Origin of the sequence: Pseudomonas chlororaphis, assembly GCA_001023535.1 — a bacterium.
In the GTDB taxonomy this organism is placed as follows: domain Bacteria; phylum Pseudomonadota; class Gammaproteobacteria; order Pseudomonadales; family Pseudomonadaceae; genus Aquipseudomonas; species Aquipseudomonas chlororaphis_E.
This window is the reverse complement of the sequence record CP011020.1, coordinates 3,476,809-3,494,056: the sequence shown is the minus strand read 5'-3', so window position 1 is coordinate 3,494,056 and position 17,248 is coordinate 3,476,809. Positions and strand designations below refer to the sequence as shown.

Here is a 17,248-nt window from a genome sequence, read left to right as displayed (position 1 = left end):
ACCATGGCGGCTCATTCGACTGCCCTGGAGTTTGGACGGTGACAGTGCCGACGACCCCTACGCTACAGCCTTGCGTCCTGCGGATACTCAATGGCCCGTTGCAGGGCTGCGAGTTTGCGCTGGGCGAAGGCACCACGGTGTTCGTGGTCGGGGCGGTGGAGCTGTTGGAGGAGGGCGCGCTTTCGGCCGGTGTGCCTGCCGAGGCCATTTTCGTTCCACTGCAGACCGGTGGCTGTAACTTCGAGGTGCTGGCCGACCAGGCCACGCCGCAGGGCGTGCCGTTGCGGGTGCTCGGCGATTCGGTCGAGGTTCGCCATGCGGCCTTCCAGGCCAGGGTCCAGGTCGGTGGTTTGTACATCGCCTTGCGAGCCCAGAACGAAGTTTGGGCGCCCGATCTTTTCAAGCATCCGAGCGCTGCGCCTGATCATGCAGCCGCCCCCATCGCGTGGAACAGCCCACGGCCCCGTTGGATCGCCTGCGGCCTGGTGCTGGCTGCACTGGCGATTGGGCTCGGCTTCGTGGCGCGACCGGGACCGGCGCCTGAAACCGCCGTTCGCGCGTTGATTGCCGGCGCCAGCGCCCAGGTACAGGTGCTGGGCGGGCGCGATGGGGCGGTGTACGTGTTCGTTTCCAGCGAGCGCGATGCCGGCTGGAGCCGTCAGGTGCTGACTCGCCACCCCGGCTTCGAGGGCACGGTGCTGCTGTTGGAGCAGGAGCGGCGTCGGCTGGAGCAGGTGCTGATCGACCATGACCCGCAACTGGCCTGGCATGTGCTCGATCTCAAGGACCCGTCATTGCCGCGCCTGTGGCTCAGCGCACAACGCAACCTGCTTACGCCCGACAGCCAGGCGCGCCTGCTCGAAACACTGCTGGCGGCGGCGCCGTATGCCCGCGATGTCCTGCTGCAGATGCAGGATGACCGAACACTGGCCGACCTGGCCCAGGGCGGTTTGCAACGCCTCTCGCTGGCCTTCAGCCGGGTCGAGCACAGCGACAGTGTCACGTTCGCCGTCGAGGGCAACTTGCAAGATGCCGAGCTGGCTGCGGCGCGCCAGTACGTCGACGATTTTTACCGGCAGTGGGGGGATCGCTACGTGCACTTCACCGTCGAGCTCAAGGACGACGCGCTCAAGGGCAAGTCGTTTCAAACCGGCCCCCAGGGCTACGTCAAGACGGGGTCTTCGTCCTGGCATTTTCTAAATCAGACAGAGTAGGTAACGCATGGCTGGTATCGGACTCCCCATCACATTCCCCGATGACTTTCTCGGTGAGCAGGCCGCGGCATTCGAAGAGGGTGCGAAGAAACTCAAGGAAGCCTTGGACGAAGCGCTGGAGAAGCTGAAAAACGATGCGTCCGACCCTGGGCTGCTGGCGGCCTACCAGACCGCGTTTTCCTCGTACACGGTCTTTCGCAACGCCCAGACCAACACGATCAAGGGCTTCAAGGACATCGACATGGCGATCATCCAGGCGGCGCGTTGACGCTTTCTCTTTCGGCTGGCCATCGCGTGTGACGATGGCCCTTTCATGAGTGCACCGTATGCCTTTGCAAGGTCTTTACCCGTCGGCCATCGAGCGGTTGGCCATCGCTGAATTGCATGGCCCCCAGGAGGGGCCGATCGTTTCGCTGGAGTCGCGACTGATCGACAGCTATGCCAGGGCTTTCGTTGACAGTGGGCAGGATGTCTCGGCCATCGGTCAGTTGCTGCGCCGCCCCGACGTCACCGACCCTGACGTGTTGGCCCAGTTGCAGGAGCTGACCGGGCAATACAACGTCGACATCAACTTGCTCAACGTGATGGTGCGCAAGGCCGTGGGCACCGCCGAAACCCTGTTGCGTGCTTCATGAGAACGAGCCTTTGTTGCGTGTTGCTGTGCCTGGCCCTGGCGGGGTGCCGCCAGCCGAGCCTGCTGGAGGGTCTGGATCAGCAACAGGCCAACGAAGTGCTGTCGGTGTTGCAGCGCAACAACATTGCCGCGGTGAAGGTTGACACCGGCAAGACCGGTTACGCGGTGAAGATCGATCCACTGGATTTTGCCGCCGCCGTCGACCTGCTCAACCTCTACGCGCTGCCTTCCAGGCCGCGCCTGCAAGTCTCCGAGATGTTTCCCGCCGACGCCCTGGTGGCCTCGCCCCGCGCGGAAAAGGCCCGGTTGTATTCGGCGTTGGAACAGCGCGTCGAGCAATCGCTGGGGGTGCTCGAAGGGGTGGTGTCGGCGCGGGTCCACATCAGCTATGACTTGGACGCCGGCGAGGGCGGTCGCAAGCCTGCGCCTGTGCACCTCTCGGCGATGGTGTTGCATGAGCGCGACGTCGAGGCGCAATTGCTGATCAACGACATCAAGCGTTTCCTCAAGAACAGTTTCGCCGCGGTGGACTACGAGAACATCTCGGTGGTGCTGTCCAGGCGCTCGCCGACCCAGCACGTTGCGCCATCGCGGTTGACCACCCAAGGGTATTCGCCCTGGCCGTGGTTGTTGGGGGTGATGAGCGGACTACTGGTGGCTGGTGGAGCGGCCTGGCTTTACCACTTTGCCGGTGTGAGGCGACGTGATGTCGGACGTTGAATGCCTGCGGCGTCTTCTCGTCGAGCCTTTGGCTTATCTGCACCCGCAGCGCCTGGTGGTGCCGCCGGACTTCGAGGGCGAAGAGGCGCGCCGGCGGCTCAATGACATGCTGCGTGATGGGCTGGCGCTGCCACTGGCGCTGCCTTCGACAGCGCTGGGCGGCGTGGCAAAACAGTGGGTTCGCCAGTGGCGGCAGTTGCCCTGCGTGGCGTTGCTGATGGGGGCCTATCGGCTGTGGCCCGCGTTGGCGCGAGGGGCGGCATGGCGATGCCTGCCGGCGTCGGTGCGCCGGTTCGCCGGCTGTCGCCTAGGGGCCCGCGGCGGCCTGCCGGTCGCGGGCCTGCCGGTTTCAATCGAGCAGGTCGAAGCGGCCGGCCTCAATGCGCTGTGGGGCTGGCACAGGCAGGTCCCACCGTGGCTGCTGGAGTGCCTGGCCTTGCAGTTTTCCGAACCGGTCGTGGGCTTGCATCGGCAGTGGCCGGTCCCTGAACCGGACCCGACGCTTTTCTTCCTGGCGGTGCAGCATGCTCGACTCGATCCGATCCATCGCTGACCTGCCCGTTGACGAAGACGTGCACCTGGCCCGCGAGGACATCGCCGCCGCCCGCCGCCGTCGACGCCTGCAACTCGAAGCCCAGCGCCGGGCCCGAGAATGTCTCGAACAGGCGCGGCGCGAGGCCGAAGCGGTGCACGCTGAGGCGTTTCGGCAGGGGTATGCCGAGGGCATCCTGCGGGCGGCCGGGCAGTTGGCGGAAGGCTTGTTGACCGCCCAAACCCTCGGCCAACAACTGCACCAGCAACTGATCCGGGCTGCGGGCGATCTGCTCGCCCAGGCCTTGAATCAGCCCCAATGGCTGGACGACATGCTGGCGCGCTGGCTGGTCGGGCAAGCCGGCGACAGCGACGCGGTGTTGCAGGTGTTATTGCCGCAACACTGTCGTCCGCGCGGCGATGAAATGCGCGAGTGCGTGGGCAAGCACTGGTCGGGTGAACTGCACCTGGAGTACCACCCGCAGGATCGCTACGTGCTGCGGCTGGCGGATCAACTGCTGGAGTTCGACCTGGAAGCCACGCGCGAGCGGCTCGCGCCGCGCTTGTTGGCGAGCATTGCCGACTTGCCGGATTCGGTGCGCGTGCTGGACCAGGCCGCGTTGCAAGCCCTGTCGGCGCTGTGCGCCAGTTTCGCCCCACACACCGCGTCTGCCGATGTGCCTTGTGAAGATTGAACCCACACCCGGCACCGTTGCCCTCGATCGCGACGCCAGCTCCCCGGTGCAAACATTGGAATCGCGTTTGCTGGCCGCCCATGAACCATTGACCGCCACCAAGCGTCCTGACCCTGGGTTCGAGCAACTGTATCAATGGCTGTTAGGGATGGAGGGGCAGGGCGAAAAGGCCCTCTATGAATTTTTGCGCGGGCTGCGAGGGCCAGACGGCCACACCGCGGCGTACCCCACCGCGAGCGCATTGAAGGCGGTCACGTTGCAGGTGCTGTTTCGATTGAAGGACGAGGGGCTGGAAAAGTCCCGGCTCTACAAAGAGATCAGCGGCGCCAATGGGCTGGCGTTTGCCATGGAGGTGTTTGTCACGGGGTGGATGCGTGAGGTGTTTGAGCCGATGGGGGATGAGGCGTGGGAGAGGAGTGAGTGGTGAGAAAGTTTTGATGGTTTATATGAGAGCAAGGAAAAATAACCATGCAAATTGGACAAGGTGCGAGCATTTCTACAGATGTCGCCCGAAGTGATTTCGTTTCATCTTCAACTAGTTCGGTAGAAACATCAGCGACGCTTGAATCTGTACTGCTGGACACTACTGATTTTCAATTGGACCAATTGGGGGCGCCTAAACATGTCGCAATGGGTTTTGTGCATCTGGGTAATGCCACGACGGCCTCGCTGAAGGAACTCTCTGCCGATCTGGGACAGTACGATCGCGATGTAACCGATCAGATTACGCAATTTGTCGAAACCGGTGTAACGCTTCACGAGCCTGACAGCCATGCAATTTTTGATTTAATAAATGAAAGGGCCGAAGGCTGCGAGAATCGTGAGGATCGCTTGAAGTCTGTACTTGAGGCTGGCATGGAACTGCTCGAATCCGCCAAGGGGCCAGGTCTCAATCTGTTGAATGTCGCCGGGAACACGGGGGTAATCATTGCGCTGACCACCTTGTTGCGCGAGTACGTTGGCTATCTCGTCGAACACGCTCTGGGTGCGGGTGATACACCTGAGGCCACGCGGGCATGGGCGGCTGTGGCGCTGGCAATGACGGGGCCAGCGTTGACGCTGATGGGGGCTATCCGCAGAGAGGTCTCAGGGGAGGCGAGCTGGAAATCTCGGCTGGGGAGTGTGTGCATAGCGTCTGCAGCGCTGGGAGGCTGTGTCGCGGCCGTTCTCACGGGAACGGCGTCAAAGCTTTTCCCTGCAATGGCCGGCGGGGTCGTGTACATCATGGCCCGGGCGCTGGCTCAATCCTTTTTCCCTTTGAAAGACAACGCAGGTTCCGCGAACGCAGCGTCAACCGCTGTTACAGCAGCGGCTTATGGCGCGTTTCAATTTGCATTGGCGGAACTGGGTAAGGTCATGCCATTGAGTGGGCCTGCCAGGGCCGTCGAGGCGATGGATCACGATTTCGGGGCGGACGCTATCAAAGCCGGATTGAATGCGCTCGGAATGGTAGCCGATGTGTCTACCTTGATTATCTGCAAGAGTTGGCATGTGCTATCCCCCCAGCCAGGGTCGGATTCGGTCTTTTCTGATCCGGAGTCTTTACGACAAATGGCGTTGGAGGTTCGCGCGGGTGTTCAGTGGCCCACCAGGACTCAATTAGCCGATGCATTCGTGAATGTGGCGGGGGCACGCCTATCGTATGGCCACGCTGTCAGTCTGGTCGTAGGTGCGGCAGGCGCTTTGTTGAGCGAGTACGACTTCGGAGAGGATACCCAGGGCCATCTTCTCAATGGCTGTTTCGCCGTGATGATGATGTTTCTTTACTTTCCACTTATCTTTGCCAACCTGAAGCAAACCAGCAACACCCATACGCTGCAGGAAACGACCACGGATTGATCCAGCCCAAGAGTGGGCAGCCATCGGCTGCTCGCTCCCAGCGCTCCACCCCGGCTATAATCCGCGGCTCATTTCGTCGATCGAGTCAAACCCGCCCATGTACACCCTGGCCCGTGAGCTGCTGTTCAAACTTTCCCCCGAAACTTCCCACGACCTGTCCCTGGACCTGATCGGCGCGGGCGGGCGGCTGGGGCTTAACGGTTTGCTGTGCAAGGCCCCGGCGAAACTGCCGGTGACGGTGATGGGCCTGGAATTCCCTAACCCGGTCGGGTTGGCGGCGGGGCTGGACAAGAACGGTGCGGCCATCGACGGGTTCGCCCAGTTGGGCTTCGGTTTCGTGGAAATCGGCACCGTCACCCCGCGTCCGCAGCCGGGCAACCCCAAGCCGCGGCTGTTCCGCCTTCCGCAAGCCGAGGCGATCATCAATCGCATGGGCTTCAACAACCTCGGTGTCGACCATCTGCTCGCCCGGGTGGCGGCGGCCAAGTATCGGGGCGTGCTGGGGATCAACATCGGCAAGAACTTCGACACACCGGTGGAGCGCGCCGTCGACGATTACCTGATCTGCCTGGACAAGGTCTACGCCCACGCCAGCTACGTGACCGTCAACGTCAGCTCGCCGAACACCCCGGGGCTGCGCAGCCTGCAATTTGGTGACTCCCTCAAGCAACTGCTGGCCGACCTGGCCCGTCGTCGTGCGGAACTGGCGGTGATCCATGGCCGGCATGTGCCGCTGGCCATCAAGATCGCCCCGGACATGAGCGACGAAGAAACCGCCCAGGTGGCCCAGGCCCTGGTTGAGACCGGCATGGACGCGGTGATCGCCACCAACACGACCCTGGGGCGCGAAGGTGTCGAAGGGCTGGAACACGGTGACGAGGCGGGCGGCTTGTCTGGCGCGCCGGTGCGTGACAAGAGCACCCACACGGTGAAGGTCCTGGCCGCCGAACTGGCGGGGCGCTTGCCGATCATCGCGGCGGGCGGGGTCACCGAGGGACGGCATGCCGCCGAGAAGATCAGCGCCGGTGCGAGTCTGGTGCAGATCTATTCGGGCTTCATCTACAAGGGGCCGGCGTTGATTCGTGAGTCGGTGGATGCGATTGCGGCGTTGGGTTGATTCAGCCTTTCTGAAAATCGGGCAAATCCATTGTGGCGAGGGAGCTTGCTCCCGCTGGAGTGCGAAGCACTCCCGAAATCTGCTAACGCGATATGACTGAATCACCGTGTGTCATGGTGTTTGGGCTGCCGTGCAGCCCAGCGGGAGCAAGCACCCTCGCCACACCTGTGTTCACAGCCAGGCATCGGCGTTGTTCATAAGATTCCGGCAATAAAAAGGGCTCCTCGAAGGAGCCCCTGGGCCGTAGCCCGCCGTCCGGATGGGACGCGCGTGGTTAAATCGATTGGCACATCAGATTGTCGAGTTCTTGAGTGTTAAGCCCTGTGTCAGCCGACGGCGTGAAGTTCGTTGAGTCTATGGATACCCGCAGTGCCGGTCATACCGTCCCAGTTGTCGCCGCGTCCTTCTCGCCAGCCGTTGATCCAGGCTTGACGTACTGACGGTAGAGTAAAGGGGCAAAGCTCACGGGATTTACCACCAACGCCATATTGGTAACCGCGTAAAAATGCTCTTTCCAACGGATCACGCTTAAGTCTTCTCATAGGGTGTTGCCCTCACTTGTTGACTGTTTCTTTAGCGTCGGCCCTTGTCGGGGCCGGGGCAGAATCATTCTGCCGTTGGTGGCTCGTTGCCGGCGTGACGAGCCAAGGTGTTGGCGCCGTGGCGACGTCAACCTGTGTTGAGTTCTAACCAAAGCGTCACATGGATGGAATGATCGTTTTGTCATAAGCACGTAACAATAAAGATGTTAGGGCGATAAGTAACTTGATGTTCAGCGTCCGCTTTTGAGCAAGACCCCTGTATGATCAGCCCTGCGCTCAAAGGCGCGGTCCTGACCCGGATGAGAATGTCCTCCCGTTGCACTCGGGTACTATTCGACGAAAGGGTCGGGTTTTCACAATTTGTTGCACAGAATTTTTTATCTGCCCCCGCATCTAAGCTCTTTTAACCTGAGCGGCGAGGGTGGAGCGGCACACCTTCGTGCCACGCGGGTGCTCTTGAGAAAAGCACCTGACTGAACCCGACCCGGCAATGCGTTGCCCGGTCCACTTAGCCAAAGGCGCTGGAATCCCCATGTCCGACCGTTTCGAACTCTTCCTCACTTGCCCCAAGGGCCTCGAAGGCCTGCTCATCGAGGAAGCCGTCGGGCTTGGCCTTGAAGAGGCGCGCGAGCACACCTCGGCCGTGCGCGGCATGGCCGACATGGAGACCGCGTACCGCCTGTGCCTGTGGTCGCGCCTGGCCAACCGGGTGCTGCTGGTCCTCAAGCGGTTCGAGATGAAGAACGCCGACGACCTGTACCACGGCGTGCTGGACGTCGACTGGCAAGACCACATGCTGGCCGACGGCACCCTGGCGGTGGAGTTCAGCGGACACGGTTCGGGCATCGACAACACCCACTTCGGCGCCTTGAAGGTCAAGGATGCCATCGTCGACAAGCTGCGTACCCCGTCGGGCGAGCGGCCGTCCGTCGACAAGCTCAACCCGGACCTGCGCATCCACCTGCGCCTGGACCGTGGCGAAGCGATCCTGTCCCTCGACCTTTCCGGCCACAGCCTGCACCAGCGCGGCTATCGCTTGCAGCAGGGCGCTGCGCCGCTGAAGGAAAACCTCGCCGCCGCGATCCTGATCCGGGCCGGTTGGCCGCGCATCGCCGCCGAAGGCGGGGCGCTGGCCGATCCGATGTGCGGCGTGGGCACGTTCCTGGTGGAAGCCGGCATGATCGCCGCCGACATGGCGCCGAACCTGCGTCGCCAGCAGTGGGGCTTCACCGCGTGGCTCGGCCATGTGCCGGCGCTGTGGAAGAAACTCCACGAAGAGGCCACCGCCCGCGCTGCCGCCGGGCTGGCCAAGCCGCCGCTGTGGATTCGCGGCTACGAGGCTGATCCACGGCTGATCCAGCCGGGCCGCAACAACGTCGAGCGTGCCGGCTTGAGCGAGTGGATCAAGATCTATCAGGGCGAAGTCGCCACCTTCGAACCCCGCCCGGACCAGAACCAGAAAGGCCTGGTCATCTGCAACCCTCCGTACGGCGAGCGGCTTGGCGACGAAGCGAGCCTGCTCTACCTCTACCAGAACCTCGGCGAGCGCCTGCGCCAGGCCTGCCTGAACTGGGAGGCCGCTGTGTTCACCGGCGCGCCGGACCTGGGCAAGCGCATGGGTATCCGCAGCCACAAGCAGTATTCGTTCTGGAACGGCGCCTTGCCGTGCAAATTGTTGCTGATCAAGGTGCTGCCGGACCAGTTCGTCACCGGCGAGCGTCGCACCCCGGAACAGCGTCAGGCCGAGCGCGAGCAGGCCCTCCTTGACCAGCAAGCGCCCGCGGCAACGCAGGAGCGCCAGTACAACAAGAATGGCAACCCGATCAAGCCGGCTCCTGTCCCCGCCCCGGTGGTGGAGCAGGCACGCTTGAGCGAAGGCGGGCAGATGTTCGCCAATCGCCTGCAAAAGAACCTCAAATTGCTGGGTAAGTGGGCCAAACGTGAAGGTGTGGACTGCTACCGGGTCTACGATGCCGACATGCCGGAATACGCCATGGCCATCGACCTGTACCATGACTGGGTCCATGTGCAGGAATACGCCGCGCCGAAATCCATCGACCCGGAAAAGGCCTCGGCCCGGCTGTTCGATGCCCTGGCGGCCATTCCCCAGGCCCTGAGCGTCGACAAGAGCCGCGTGGTGATCAAGCGTCGCGAACGCCAGAGCGGCACCAAGCAATACGAGCGCCAGAGCGCCCAGGGCAAGTTCACCGAGGTCAACGAAGGTGGCGTCAAGCTGCTGGTCAACCTCACCGACTACCTGGACACCGGGCTGTTCCTCGACCACCGGCCGATGCGCCTGCGGATCCAGAAAGAGGCGGCCGGCAAGCGCTTCCTCAACCTGTTCTGCTACACCGCGACCGCCAGCGTCCATGCGGCCAAGGGCGGTGCTCGGAGCACCACCAGTGTCGACTTGTCGAAAACCTACCTGGACTGGGCGCGACGCAACCTCTCGCTCAACGGTTTCTCCGACAAGAACCGCCTGGAGCAGGGCGACGTCATGGCCTGGCTGGAAGCCAGTCGCGACGAATACGACCTGATCTTCATCGATCCACCGACCTTCTCCAACTCCAAGCGCATGGAAGGGATCTTTGACGTGCAACGCGACCACGTCCAGCTCCTGGACCTGGCCATGGCCCGCCTCGCACCGGGTGGCGTGCTGTATTTCTCCAACAACTTCCGCAAGTTCCAGCTCGAGGACAACCTCGGCGAGCGCTACGCGGTGGAGGAAATCACCGCCAAGACCATCGATCCGGACTTTGCCCGCAACGGCAAGATCCACCGTGCCTGGAAGATCACCGCCCGTTGATCGATTGCTGATTGGATCCACGCAGGCCTTGTAACTCAAGGCTTTCAGCTCATCTTGGGGCTGGTCAAAATGATGGCTAATAGCTATAACTTAGCCTGTGGCCGGGTTGAACCTACTGCCTGGCCCTTTTTGAGTCGTGTTTATGGCCTTGCATCAGGTGCGCCCCAGGATCCTGGGCTTTATCAGCGAAGACGTCTCGGCCTGGCTCGTGGCAACGCTGGTCTTGCTGGCCGGCAGCTTTCTGACGGCGGTGCTGAGCTGGGCGATGATGAACCTGTTCGGCCAGCAACTGCGCCAGCGCTTCGAACTGCAGGCCGAGGAGCGTTTCAGCCGGATCGAGGAGCGCTTCCAGGAGCAGGAGCAGCGTCTGGATGGCCTGCGGCGCTTCTTCGCCAACTCGGAGTCGGTGTCCAATGACGAATTCCGCGGGTACGCCGAAGCCTTGTTGCGACGTACCCGGGCGCTTGCCTGGGCGCCCAGGGTGCGACGGGACGAACGGCTGGCGTTCGAACAGCAGGCGCGGGCCGACGGCTCGATAAACTTCACCGTCCGTGAAGCCGACGGCAGCGGTGGTCTGCGGCCGGCCGCCGAGCGGGACGAGTATGTGCCGGTGCTCTACGTGCAAAGCCAGGCCTCCTATGGCTCGCCCTTGGGCATGGACCTGCTGTTCGAGCCCGTTCGGCGGGCCACCCTGGACCGGGCGCGGCAGAGTGGCCGGCTGGCGGTTTCACAGCCACTGGACCTGATTGGCGTCGATCCGGCCTTCACCCGCGGCGTGTTGCTGGCGGCACCGGTCACCCGACCAGGGGCCACCGAACCGTTCGGGTATGTGGTCGCGGCCATCAGCATGCGCCAACTGGCGGGCGACGGCCTGCCGACGGCCGGTCATGACAATCTGTCGATGCGGGTTATCGACCTGTCTGCGGACGATCGCGAGGAAGCCCTGTTCGAATCGCCCACCCCGGCCGGCCACAGCGAATTGTCGGAGACCCGCCGAGTGCGTCTGGCCGATCGCGATTATCGGGTGGAGTTGCGGCCCAGCCGGACGTTCCTGACAACCAACCACTCATCGGCGGCAAGCCTGGTGGTGCTGGGTGGTTTGCTCAGCCTGTTGCTCAGCGCCTTGCTTTACGTGCTGGTCAGCCAGCGGCAACGGGCACTGAAACTGGTGGAGCAACGCACCCGCGAATTGCGGGCCAGGGAGCAGGAACTGCGCGGCACCCATGGCCAGTTGCGCGGGGTGCTGGATGCGGCGACGGAGGTGGCGATCATCGCCACGGACCTGCGCGGCGTCATCACGACTTTCAACGCCGGCGCCGAACAGATGCTCGGCTACCCCAGCAGCGAGGTCCTGCAAAGCATGACCCTCGAAAGCCTGCATGTGCCGCGTGAACTCCAGGCCCGGGCCGCCCAGCTCGGTGCGCGTTTCGGCAAGCCGATCCCCACCTGTCACGCGATGTTGCTCGAGGGGGGCGAGCAGGGCGGCCAGCAGGCACGGGAATGGACCCTGGTGCGTCGCGACGGCAGCCATCTGACCGTGAACATGCTGGCCACGCCGATGCTCGATGACCAGGGGCTGTGGGTCGGGCACCTGGCGATCTGCATCGACATCACCGAACGCAAGCGCGTCCACGAAGCCCTGGCGGCACGGGACCTGTTGCTGAAGAAACTCAGCGCCCATGTGCCGGGCGGCATCTATCAGTTCAAGATGGATTTCAACGGCCGTTTCAGTGTGATCTACGCCAGCGACGGCATTCGCGACATCTACGAATTGGAGCCGCACGTGCTGGTGCAGAACGCCGAGGCGATTTTCTCGCGCATTCATTGCCTGGACGCCAGCCGCGTGCGCAGCTCGATTCGTGCGTCGGCCGATACCTTGAGCCCCTGGCGTGAAGAATACCGGCTGCAGTTGCCGCAGCGGGGCCTGCGTTGGGTCCGGGGCGAGGCCACGCCGGAGGAACTGCCCGGCGGCGGGGTGTTGTGGCACGGCTACATCTCGGATATTTCCGACCTCAAGCGGGTGGAGGAAGAACTGCGGGCGCTGTCGGTTACCGATGCCTTGACGGGGATTCGCAACCGCCGTTATTTCCAGGAGCGACTGACCTCGGAGATGTCCCGGGTCGAGCGTGGTTCCGGGGGGCTGGCGGTGATCATGTTGGACATCGATCACTTCAAGCGCATCAACGACCAGCATGGCCATGCGGTGGGCGACCGGGTGTTGCAGGCGGTCTGCCAGCGGGTTGCCCAGCGGTTGCGACGTACCGATGTGTTCTGCCGATTGGGTGGGGAAGAGTTCGTGGTGTTGTGTCCGGACACGGACAGCGAGAGTGCCTATGCCCTGGCCCTGGGACTGTGGGAAGGCTTGCGCTCGGCCCCGATCGAGGACGTGGGAATCGTCACCGCCAGCTTCGGCATCGCCACCTGGCGCGCCGGTGAGGGCGCCGATGCCTTGTTGCTACGGGCCGACTCGGGCGTGTATGCCGCCAAGCAGGCTGGGCGGGATCGCGTGGAAACGCAGTTGGGATAGCGATGGGTCAGTGAGTGATGATGCGACCGTGCCGCCGTCTTCGCGAGCAAGCCCGCTCCCACAGGTTGATCGTTGGCGACCACAGATGTGTGTTCACCGTAAATCCCTTGTGGGAGCGGGCTTGCTCGCGAAAGCGGTGGGTCAGTTTGCATTGATGTTGAATGTACCGCCGTCTTCGCGAGCAAGCCCGCTCCCACAGGTTGATCATTGGCGACCACAGATGTGTGTTCACCGTAAATCCTTTGTGGGAGCGAGCTTGCCCGCGAAAGCGGTGGGTCAGTTGATGGAGATGTTGGACAGGCCTGGCCTCTTCTTCGCGAAGACGGCAGTCCAGACAACCTCAGCCGCAATCCTTTGCGGCGGTGAGGGTTACCAGTTGTAGGTCAGGTCGGTGGTGAGGGTGCGGCCCTGGCCGTAGTAGCAGTCCCAGTTGCTGCGGCAACTGGCGACGTATTTCTTGTCCTCGAGGTTTTCCATGTTCATCCGCACGCTCACGCCCTTGATGTGCAGCGGGGATTTCTCGAAGTCGTAGGACATCATGGCGTCGTAGACCGTGTAGGACGGAATCGTGAATGCGCCTTCGTAGTCGGTGCCGTAGCTCTCGCGCACATACCGTGCGCCGATGCCCGCGCCGAGACCGGCCAGGGGGCTGGCGCCGGTGAAGGTGTAGTCGATCCAGGCCGAGGCGGTGAGGGGTGGCGCACTGGCCGGGTGACGGCCTTCGCGACCGTCGTTGTCCTTGGTGTACTCGATGTCGTTGCGCGACACCGAACCGATCACCCGTACGTTCTTGTTGAGGTTGACCTTGCCTTCCAACTCGATGCCCTGGGAACGCACTTCACCGGACTGGCCGCTGAAGCCGGGGGTGAGCGGATTGGACGTCACCACATTCTTTTGCACGATGTCGTAGACCGACAACTGGATAAAACCGTCGATAGCCTTGGGTTCGTACTTGATCCCGGCTTCGTACTGCTTGCCTGTCGTCGGCTTGAACGCGGTGTTGCCAAACCCGGTGTCAGTGACGGGGAGGAATGACTCCGAGTAGCTCACATAAGGCGTCAGACCGTTATCGAACAGGTAGCCGAAGCCGGCCCGACCACTGAATTTTTCATCCCGGGTCTTGGTGCTGGTCCCGTCAAGCGGACGCTTGTTGTCGGTTTCGGCAAAGTCATAGCGGCCGCCCAGCGTGAGGAACCACTTGTCCCATTTGAGCTGGTCCTGGACATACAGCCCGGTCTGGCGAACGGTGTTGTCCCAGCGGTAGGGCGAGCTGAAATTGATCGCGCCGCCGTACACCGGGTTGTACATGTCGATGGCCGACGCGCTGCGATCGTACAGGCCGAGGAACTTCGATTCGAAATGGTAGTGGTCCACGCCCAGCAAGACGGTGTGGTCCAGTGCCCCTGTGTGGAATTTGGCCTGGGCAGTGGTATCGATGTTGTAGACCTTGTTGGTCTGCGACCAGTCCACTCCGTAGCGGCGCATGTAGCGTTGGTCGTTGGCCCCGGTGACCGGGTTGGCGATGAAGCCGTAGCCGTGCAGCGGATCCACGTACTGGTCATCGACCTGGGCGTAACGGGCGGTCTGCTTCAGCGTCCAGACATCATTGAGTTCATGGGAGGCCTCATAGCCCACGACGAACTGCTCGCGGTTGTACTTGTTCACGTCCGGCTCGCCGAAGAAGGTCGAGCGGCTGTACTTGCCGTTCGGGTTCGGCAGCACCGTGCCGGAGGCGGGCAGGCCCTGGGCGGACGGGGTGTCGTGGTCTTTCTGGTACTGGGCGAAGAAGGTGATGCTGGTTTCGTCGCTCGGGTTCCACGTCAGGCTCGGCGCCAGGAGCATGCGGTTTTTCTCGACGTAGTCGATTTCCGAACCGGAATCCTCCGCCACGCCGGTCAGGCGATAGAGGAATTCGCCCTGGTCATCCAGCGGGCCGGCCAGGTCGAAGCCGAGTTTCTTGCGGTCGTTGTCGCCGGCGCCCAGGGTCACCTCATGCAACGGCGTGGCGGTGGGGCGCTTGCTGACCATGTTGACGATCCCGCCCGGCTGGTTCTGGCCGTAGAGCACCGAGGCCGGGCCCTTGAGCACTTCGATGCGCTCCAGGGTGTACGGGTCGATCTGCAGGGCGCCGCCGGTGCTGCCGCCGCCGTAGGGCAGGTGCAGGCCGTCGAGGTACAGCGGCGTCGGGATGAAGCCGCGGGAAGTCGGTTCGTCGAAGATCGTCACACGGTCGGAGAAACCGCCGCCGGTCATGCCGGCGGTGTAGCGCAGGGCTTCGGTGACGCTCTGCGAGCCACGCAGCTTGACCTCGTCCTGGGTGATGACGTTGACGGTCTGCGGCACTTCGTTGAGCGGCGTGTCGGTCTTGGTGCCGGTGCCGGTTTTTTTCGCGACGATCCCATCCACCGGCCCCCATGCCGACTCCTGGGTGCCCGAAATGTTGATCGGCGCCAAGTCCAGGCCCGCGCCATCGTTGCGGCTGCGCAGTGTCATGCTGTTGCCCTGGACGCTGTAGGCGATCGGGGTGCCCTGGAGCAACCGGGCCATGGCGGCGGCCGGCTCCAGGTCACCGCTCACCGCGGTGCTGCGCAGGCCACTGACGTCGGCCGGGTTGTAGAGCACTTGCAGGTTGGTCTGGCGACCGAACTCCTGCAACGCGCTGCCCAGCGGTTGCGCCTGGATGTTGATCGGCAGGCTCTGGGCCTGGGCCGTCAGCGGCAGGCCCAGGACCAGCGCGCAGAGGACCGGGACATGCGGTCGAAACGAATGACGGATCAGTAGAGCCTGGGTGAGCGGTTTCAGTCCTAGCGGTGCTGGCATTATTTTTTCTCGTCAGAATGTTACTGAGAACTATTTCTATTGGCTGCTAGTAAGACGTTGGGCCTTTGGTAAACCGGAAAGACCCAGCGTCTTTTTTTAAAGAAATGTTCACCGTCAGGCCGGTTGCAGCTCGGTGACGACATGGCCGGCTTCCATACGCACCAACTGGTCGGCGATATCGAAGTAACGGTCGTCGTGGGAAATCACGATGATGGTCTTGCCCAGGCGCTTGAGGTCCGGCAGCAGCTCGGTGTAGAAAATCCGCCGGAAAGTCGGGTCCTGGTCGGCGGCCCATTCGTCGAACACCAGCACCGGGCGCTCTTCCAGCCAGGCGTTGACCAGGGCCAGGCGCTTGCGTTGGCCGGTGGACAGGTCGGTGGTGGTGAAGGTGCCGTCGCGCACGCTGACCTTGTGGGCGATCTCCAGGCGTTGCAGATACTGGTTGGCGTCGTCGGGGATGTGGGTCTCGCCCTGCACGACGTCGTCGAACAGGTAGTAGTCGGCAAAGATCGTTGTGAACAGTTGGCGGTAGTCGTCGCGGTCCAGGTCGGTCACCGCCCGGCCATTGAGGCGGATTTCCCCCTGTTGCGGGGCATACAGGCCCAGCAACAGCTTGATCAGCGTGGTCTTGCCACAGCCGTTTTCTCCGACGATGAAAATGATCTCGCCCTGGTCGATGCGCAGGTTCACCGGGCCCAGGCGAAAGGGCGTGGCGCCTTCGACCGACGGGAAGCTGTAGGCCACGTTGTTCAGTTCCAGGCTTCGCACGGAGGCCTTGCTATTGCCCGGGTCGCTGAGCAGCAGGTGTGGTTCGGGCGAGGAAAACCGTTCCGACAGCTCGGCGATCCGGCGGAAGGCGATCTGCGCGCGGCTGACGATCGGCAGGGTGCCGATCAAGTGTTCCAGCGGCCCCTTCATGTACAGCAGCACCAGCACGAAACCGCTCATCACCGCTTTGTCCGCGCTTGGCCACAGCGATTGCAGCGCCAGGGCCAGGCCGATAACCACGAAAAACAGCATGGAGCCTAGGGTCTTGGCGACCACGAAGATATTCACCGAGCGGATCTGTGTGTCGCAGATCGTGTCGGCGGTGCGTTCGATGCCCGAGACGAACATGCGCTGGCGACGGGGGCGGTGGATGCGCAGCTCCTTGGCGCCCTCGGCGATGGCGTTGTAGTGCTTCTGCAGTTCGTCCTCGTGTTCGCGGGCGTTCAGGAAACCCTGCATGCCGCGGCCTCGGGCGATGTACTGGATGACCGTGCCGATCAGGATCGCCACCACGGTGACCAGGAACATCGGCCACGACAGCAGCGCCAGGTAACCCATGCAACCGAGTGTGACGGTCAGGGAAATGGCCAGCGGGGCAAAGGCGAAGGCGAAGTCGCTGATGGTGTCGACGTCGTGGGTCAGCACCGGGATCAGGCGATGGCTGCGGTAGCGCTCGATCTGTTCGATGGGCGCCGACAGCACTTTTTCTCCCAGGGTCTTGCGCAAACGGGCGATGATTTTCTGGCCGACATAGTTGGTGCCGATGTCCGAGAAGATCGAGCTGGTCAGCGCCAGCAGGCACAGCCCGGCAAACACGCCGACCACCGTGGCGCTGAGGCCGTTGTCGGCGTGCAGGACCTGGTTGATCGTCGCCAGCAGCACCGTGACGCTGAGCCCGCCAAGCATGCCCAGCGCAATGGCGCCGATGACAATCAGCCGGAAAGGTTTGAGCAGCGTGAACAGCTCGTGCATCACCCCGCGTGTTGGTTGGTTCATGGCGGTTTCCTGCTTGAAGAAAGGGCGAAGGCCCCCGCA

13 protein-coding genes are annotated in these 17,248 nt (G+C 62.9%); 11 read left to right on the top strand and 2 right to left on the bottom strand.

Features of this window, described 5'->3' with window-relative positions; all coding sequences use genetic code 11:
• The first annotated feature begins 38 nt into the window (after positions 1–38).
• The 11 genes from VM99_15490 (at position 39) to VM99_15440 (ending at position 12,625) form a co-directional block, all read left to right on the top strand.
• Positions 39–1,214 carry a type III secretion system protein PrgH/EprH gene (locus tag VM99_15490; GenBank protein ID AKJ99398.1) on the top strand — a complete coding sequence of 392 codons (1,176 nt, stop codon included), beginning with the start codon at positions 39–41 and terminating at the stop codon, positions 1,212–1,214.
• A gap of 7 nt (positions 1,215–1,221) precedes the next feature.
• Positions 1,222–1,482: a protein MxiH gene (locus VM99_15485; GenBank protein ID AKJ99397.1), complete on the top strand. Its 261-nt coding sequence runs from the start codon at positions 1,222–1,224 to the stop codon at positions 1,480–1,482.
• Positions 1,483–1,540: 58 nt separating this feature from the next.
• Positions 1,541–1,849, top strand: a complete 309-nt coding sequence (locus VM99_15480; protein AKJ99396.1) for an invasion protein PrgJ — start codon at positions 1,541–1,543, stop codon at positions 1,847–1,849.
• Positions 1,846–2,568, top strand: coding sequence for a pathogenicity island 1 effector protein (locus VM99_15475; GenBank protein ID AKJ99395.1), 723 nt, complete (start codon positions 1,846–1,848; stop codon positions 2,566–2,568). The genes VM99_15480 and VM99_15475 overlap by 4 nt, the downstream gene beginning before the upstream one ends.
• A complete protein-coding gene (locus tag VM99_15470) occupies positions 2,555–3,121 on the top strand; it encodes a secretion system protein (GenBank protein AKJ99394.1) in 567 nt (188 codons plus the stop codon). Before VM99_15475 ends, VM99_15470 begins: the two co-directional genes overlap by 14 nt.
• A complete protein-coding gene (locus VM99_15465) occupies positions 3,093–3,794 on the top strand; it encodes an oxygen-regulated invasion protein OrgB (protein ID AKJ99393.1) in 702 nt (233 codons plus the stop codon). The genes VM99_15470 and VM99_15465 overlap by 29 nt, the downstream gene beginning before the upstream one ends.
• The gene (locus tag VM99_15460) at positions 3,775–4,221 is read left to right on the top strand and encodes a hypothetical protein (GenBank protein AKJ99392.1); all 447 of its coding nucleotides are present in this window, start codon (positions 3,775–3,777) and stop codon (positions 4,219–4,221) included. Before VM99_15465 ends, VM99_15460 begins: the two co-directional genes overlap by 20 nt.
• A gap of 203 nt (positions 4,222–4,424) precedes the next feature.
• Positions 4,425–5,633 (top strand): hypothetical protein, encoded by a 1,209-nt coding sequence (locus VM99_15455; GenBank protein ID AKK01770.1) that lies wholly within the window; start codon positions 4,425–4,427, stop codon positions 5,631–5,633.
• A 97-nt stretch (positions 5,634–5,730) separates the two neighbouring features.
• The gene (locus tag VM99_15450; protein AKJ99391.1) at positions 5,731–6,750 is read left to right on the top strand and encodes a dihydroorotate dehydrogenase; all 1,020 of its coding nucleotides are present in this window, start codon (positions 5,731–5,733) and stop codon (positions 6,748–6,750) included.
• Between the two features lie 1,074 nt (positions 6,751–7,824).
• The gene (locus VM99_15445; GenBank protein AKJ99390.1) at positions 7,825–10,098 is read left to right on the top strand and encodes a 50S rRNA methyltransferase; all 2,274 of its coding nucleotides are present in this window, start codon (positions 7,825–7,827) and stop codon (positions 10,096–10,098) included.
• 142 nt (positions 10,099–10,240) lie between these two features.
• A complete protein-coding gene (locus tag VM99_15440) occupies positions 10,241–12,625 on the top strand; it encodes a nucleotide cyclase (protein AKJ99389.1) in 2,385 nt (794 codons plus the stop codon).
• Positions 12,626–12,994: 369 nt separating this feature from the next.
• On the opposite strand, the gene VM99_15435 is transcribed toward VM99_15440, so the two are convergent.
• Together VM99_15435 and VM99_15430 are read right to left on the bottom strand one after the other, a co-directional pair.
• Complete coding sequence (locus VM99_15435) at positions 12,995–15,400, bottom strand: TonB-dependent receptor (GenBank protein ID AKK01769.1); 2,406 nt, start codon at positions 15,398–15,400, stop codon at positions 12,995–12,997.
• Positions 15,401–15,559: 159 nt separating this feature from the next.
• The gene (locus VM99_15430; GenBank protein ID AKJ99388.1) at positions 15,560–17,209 is read right to left on the bottom strand and encodes a cyclic peptide transporter; all 1,650 of its coding nucleotides are present in this window, start codon (positions 17,207–17,209) and stop codon (positions 15,560–15,562) included.
• Positions 17,210–17,248 lie beyond the last annotated feature (39 nt).

Bases quoted from the DNA above. Each gene is read 5' to 3' on its own strand.
- VM99_15485 (AKJ99397.1), top strand. From the start codon at position 1,222: ATGGCTGGTATCGGACTCCCCATCACATTCCCCGATGACTTTCTCGGT.
- VM99_15480 (AKJ99396.1), top strand. From the start codon at position 1,541: ATGCCTTTGCAAGGTCTTTACCCGTCGGCCATCGAGCGGTTGGCCATC.
- VM99_15475 (AKJ99395.1), top strand. From the start codon at position 1,846: ATGAGAACGAGCCTTTGTTGCGTGTTGCTGTGCCTGGCCCTGGCGGGG.
- VM99_15470 (AKJ99394.1), top strand. From the start codon at position 2,555: ATGTCGGACGTTGAATGCCTGCGGCGTCTTCTCGTCGAGCCTTTGGCT.
- VM99_15465 (AKJ99393.1), top strand. From the start codon at position 3,093: ATGCTCGACTCGATCCGATCCATCGCTGACCTGCCCGTTGACGAAGAC.
- VM99_15460 (AKJ99392.1), top strand. From the start codon at position 3,775: ATGTGCCTTGTGAAGATTGAACCCACACCCGGCACCGTTGCCCTCGAT.
- VM99_15455 (AKK01770.1), top strand. From the start codon at position 4,425: ATGGGTTTTGTGCATCTGGGTAATGCCACGACGGCCTCGCTGAAGGAA.
- VM99_15450 (AKJ99391.1), top strand. From the start codon at position 5,731: ATGTACACCCTGGCCCGTGAGCTGCTGTTCAAACTTTCCCCCGAAACT.
- VM99_15445 (AKJ99390.1), top strand. From the start codon at position 7,825: ATGTCCGACCGTTTCGAACTCTTCCTCACTTGCCCCAAGGGCCTCGAA.
- VM99_15440 (AKJ99389.1), top strand. From the start codon at position 10,241: ATGGCCTTGCATCAGGTGCGCCCCAGGATCCTGGGCTTTATCAGCGAA.
- VM99_15430 (AKJ99388.1), bottom strand. From the start codon at position 17,209: ATGAACCAACCAACACGCGGGGTGATGCACGAGCTGTTCACGCTGCTC.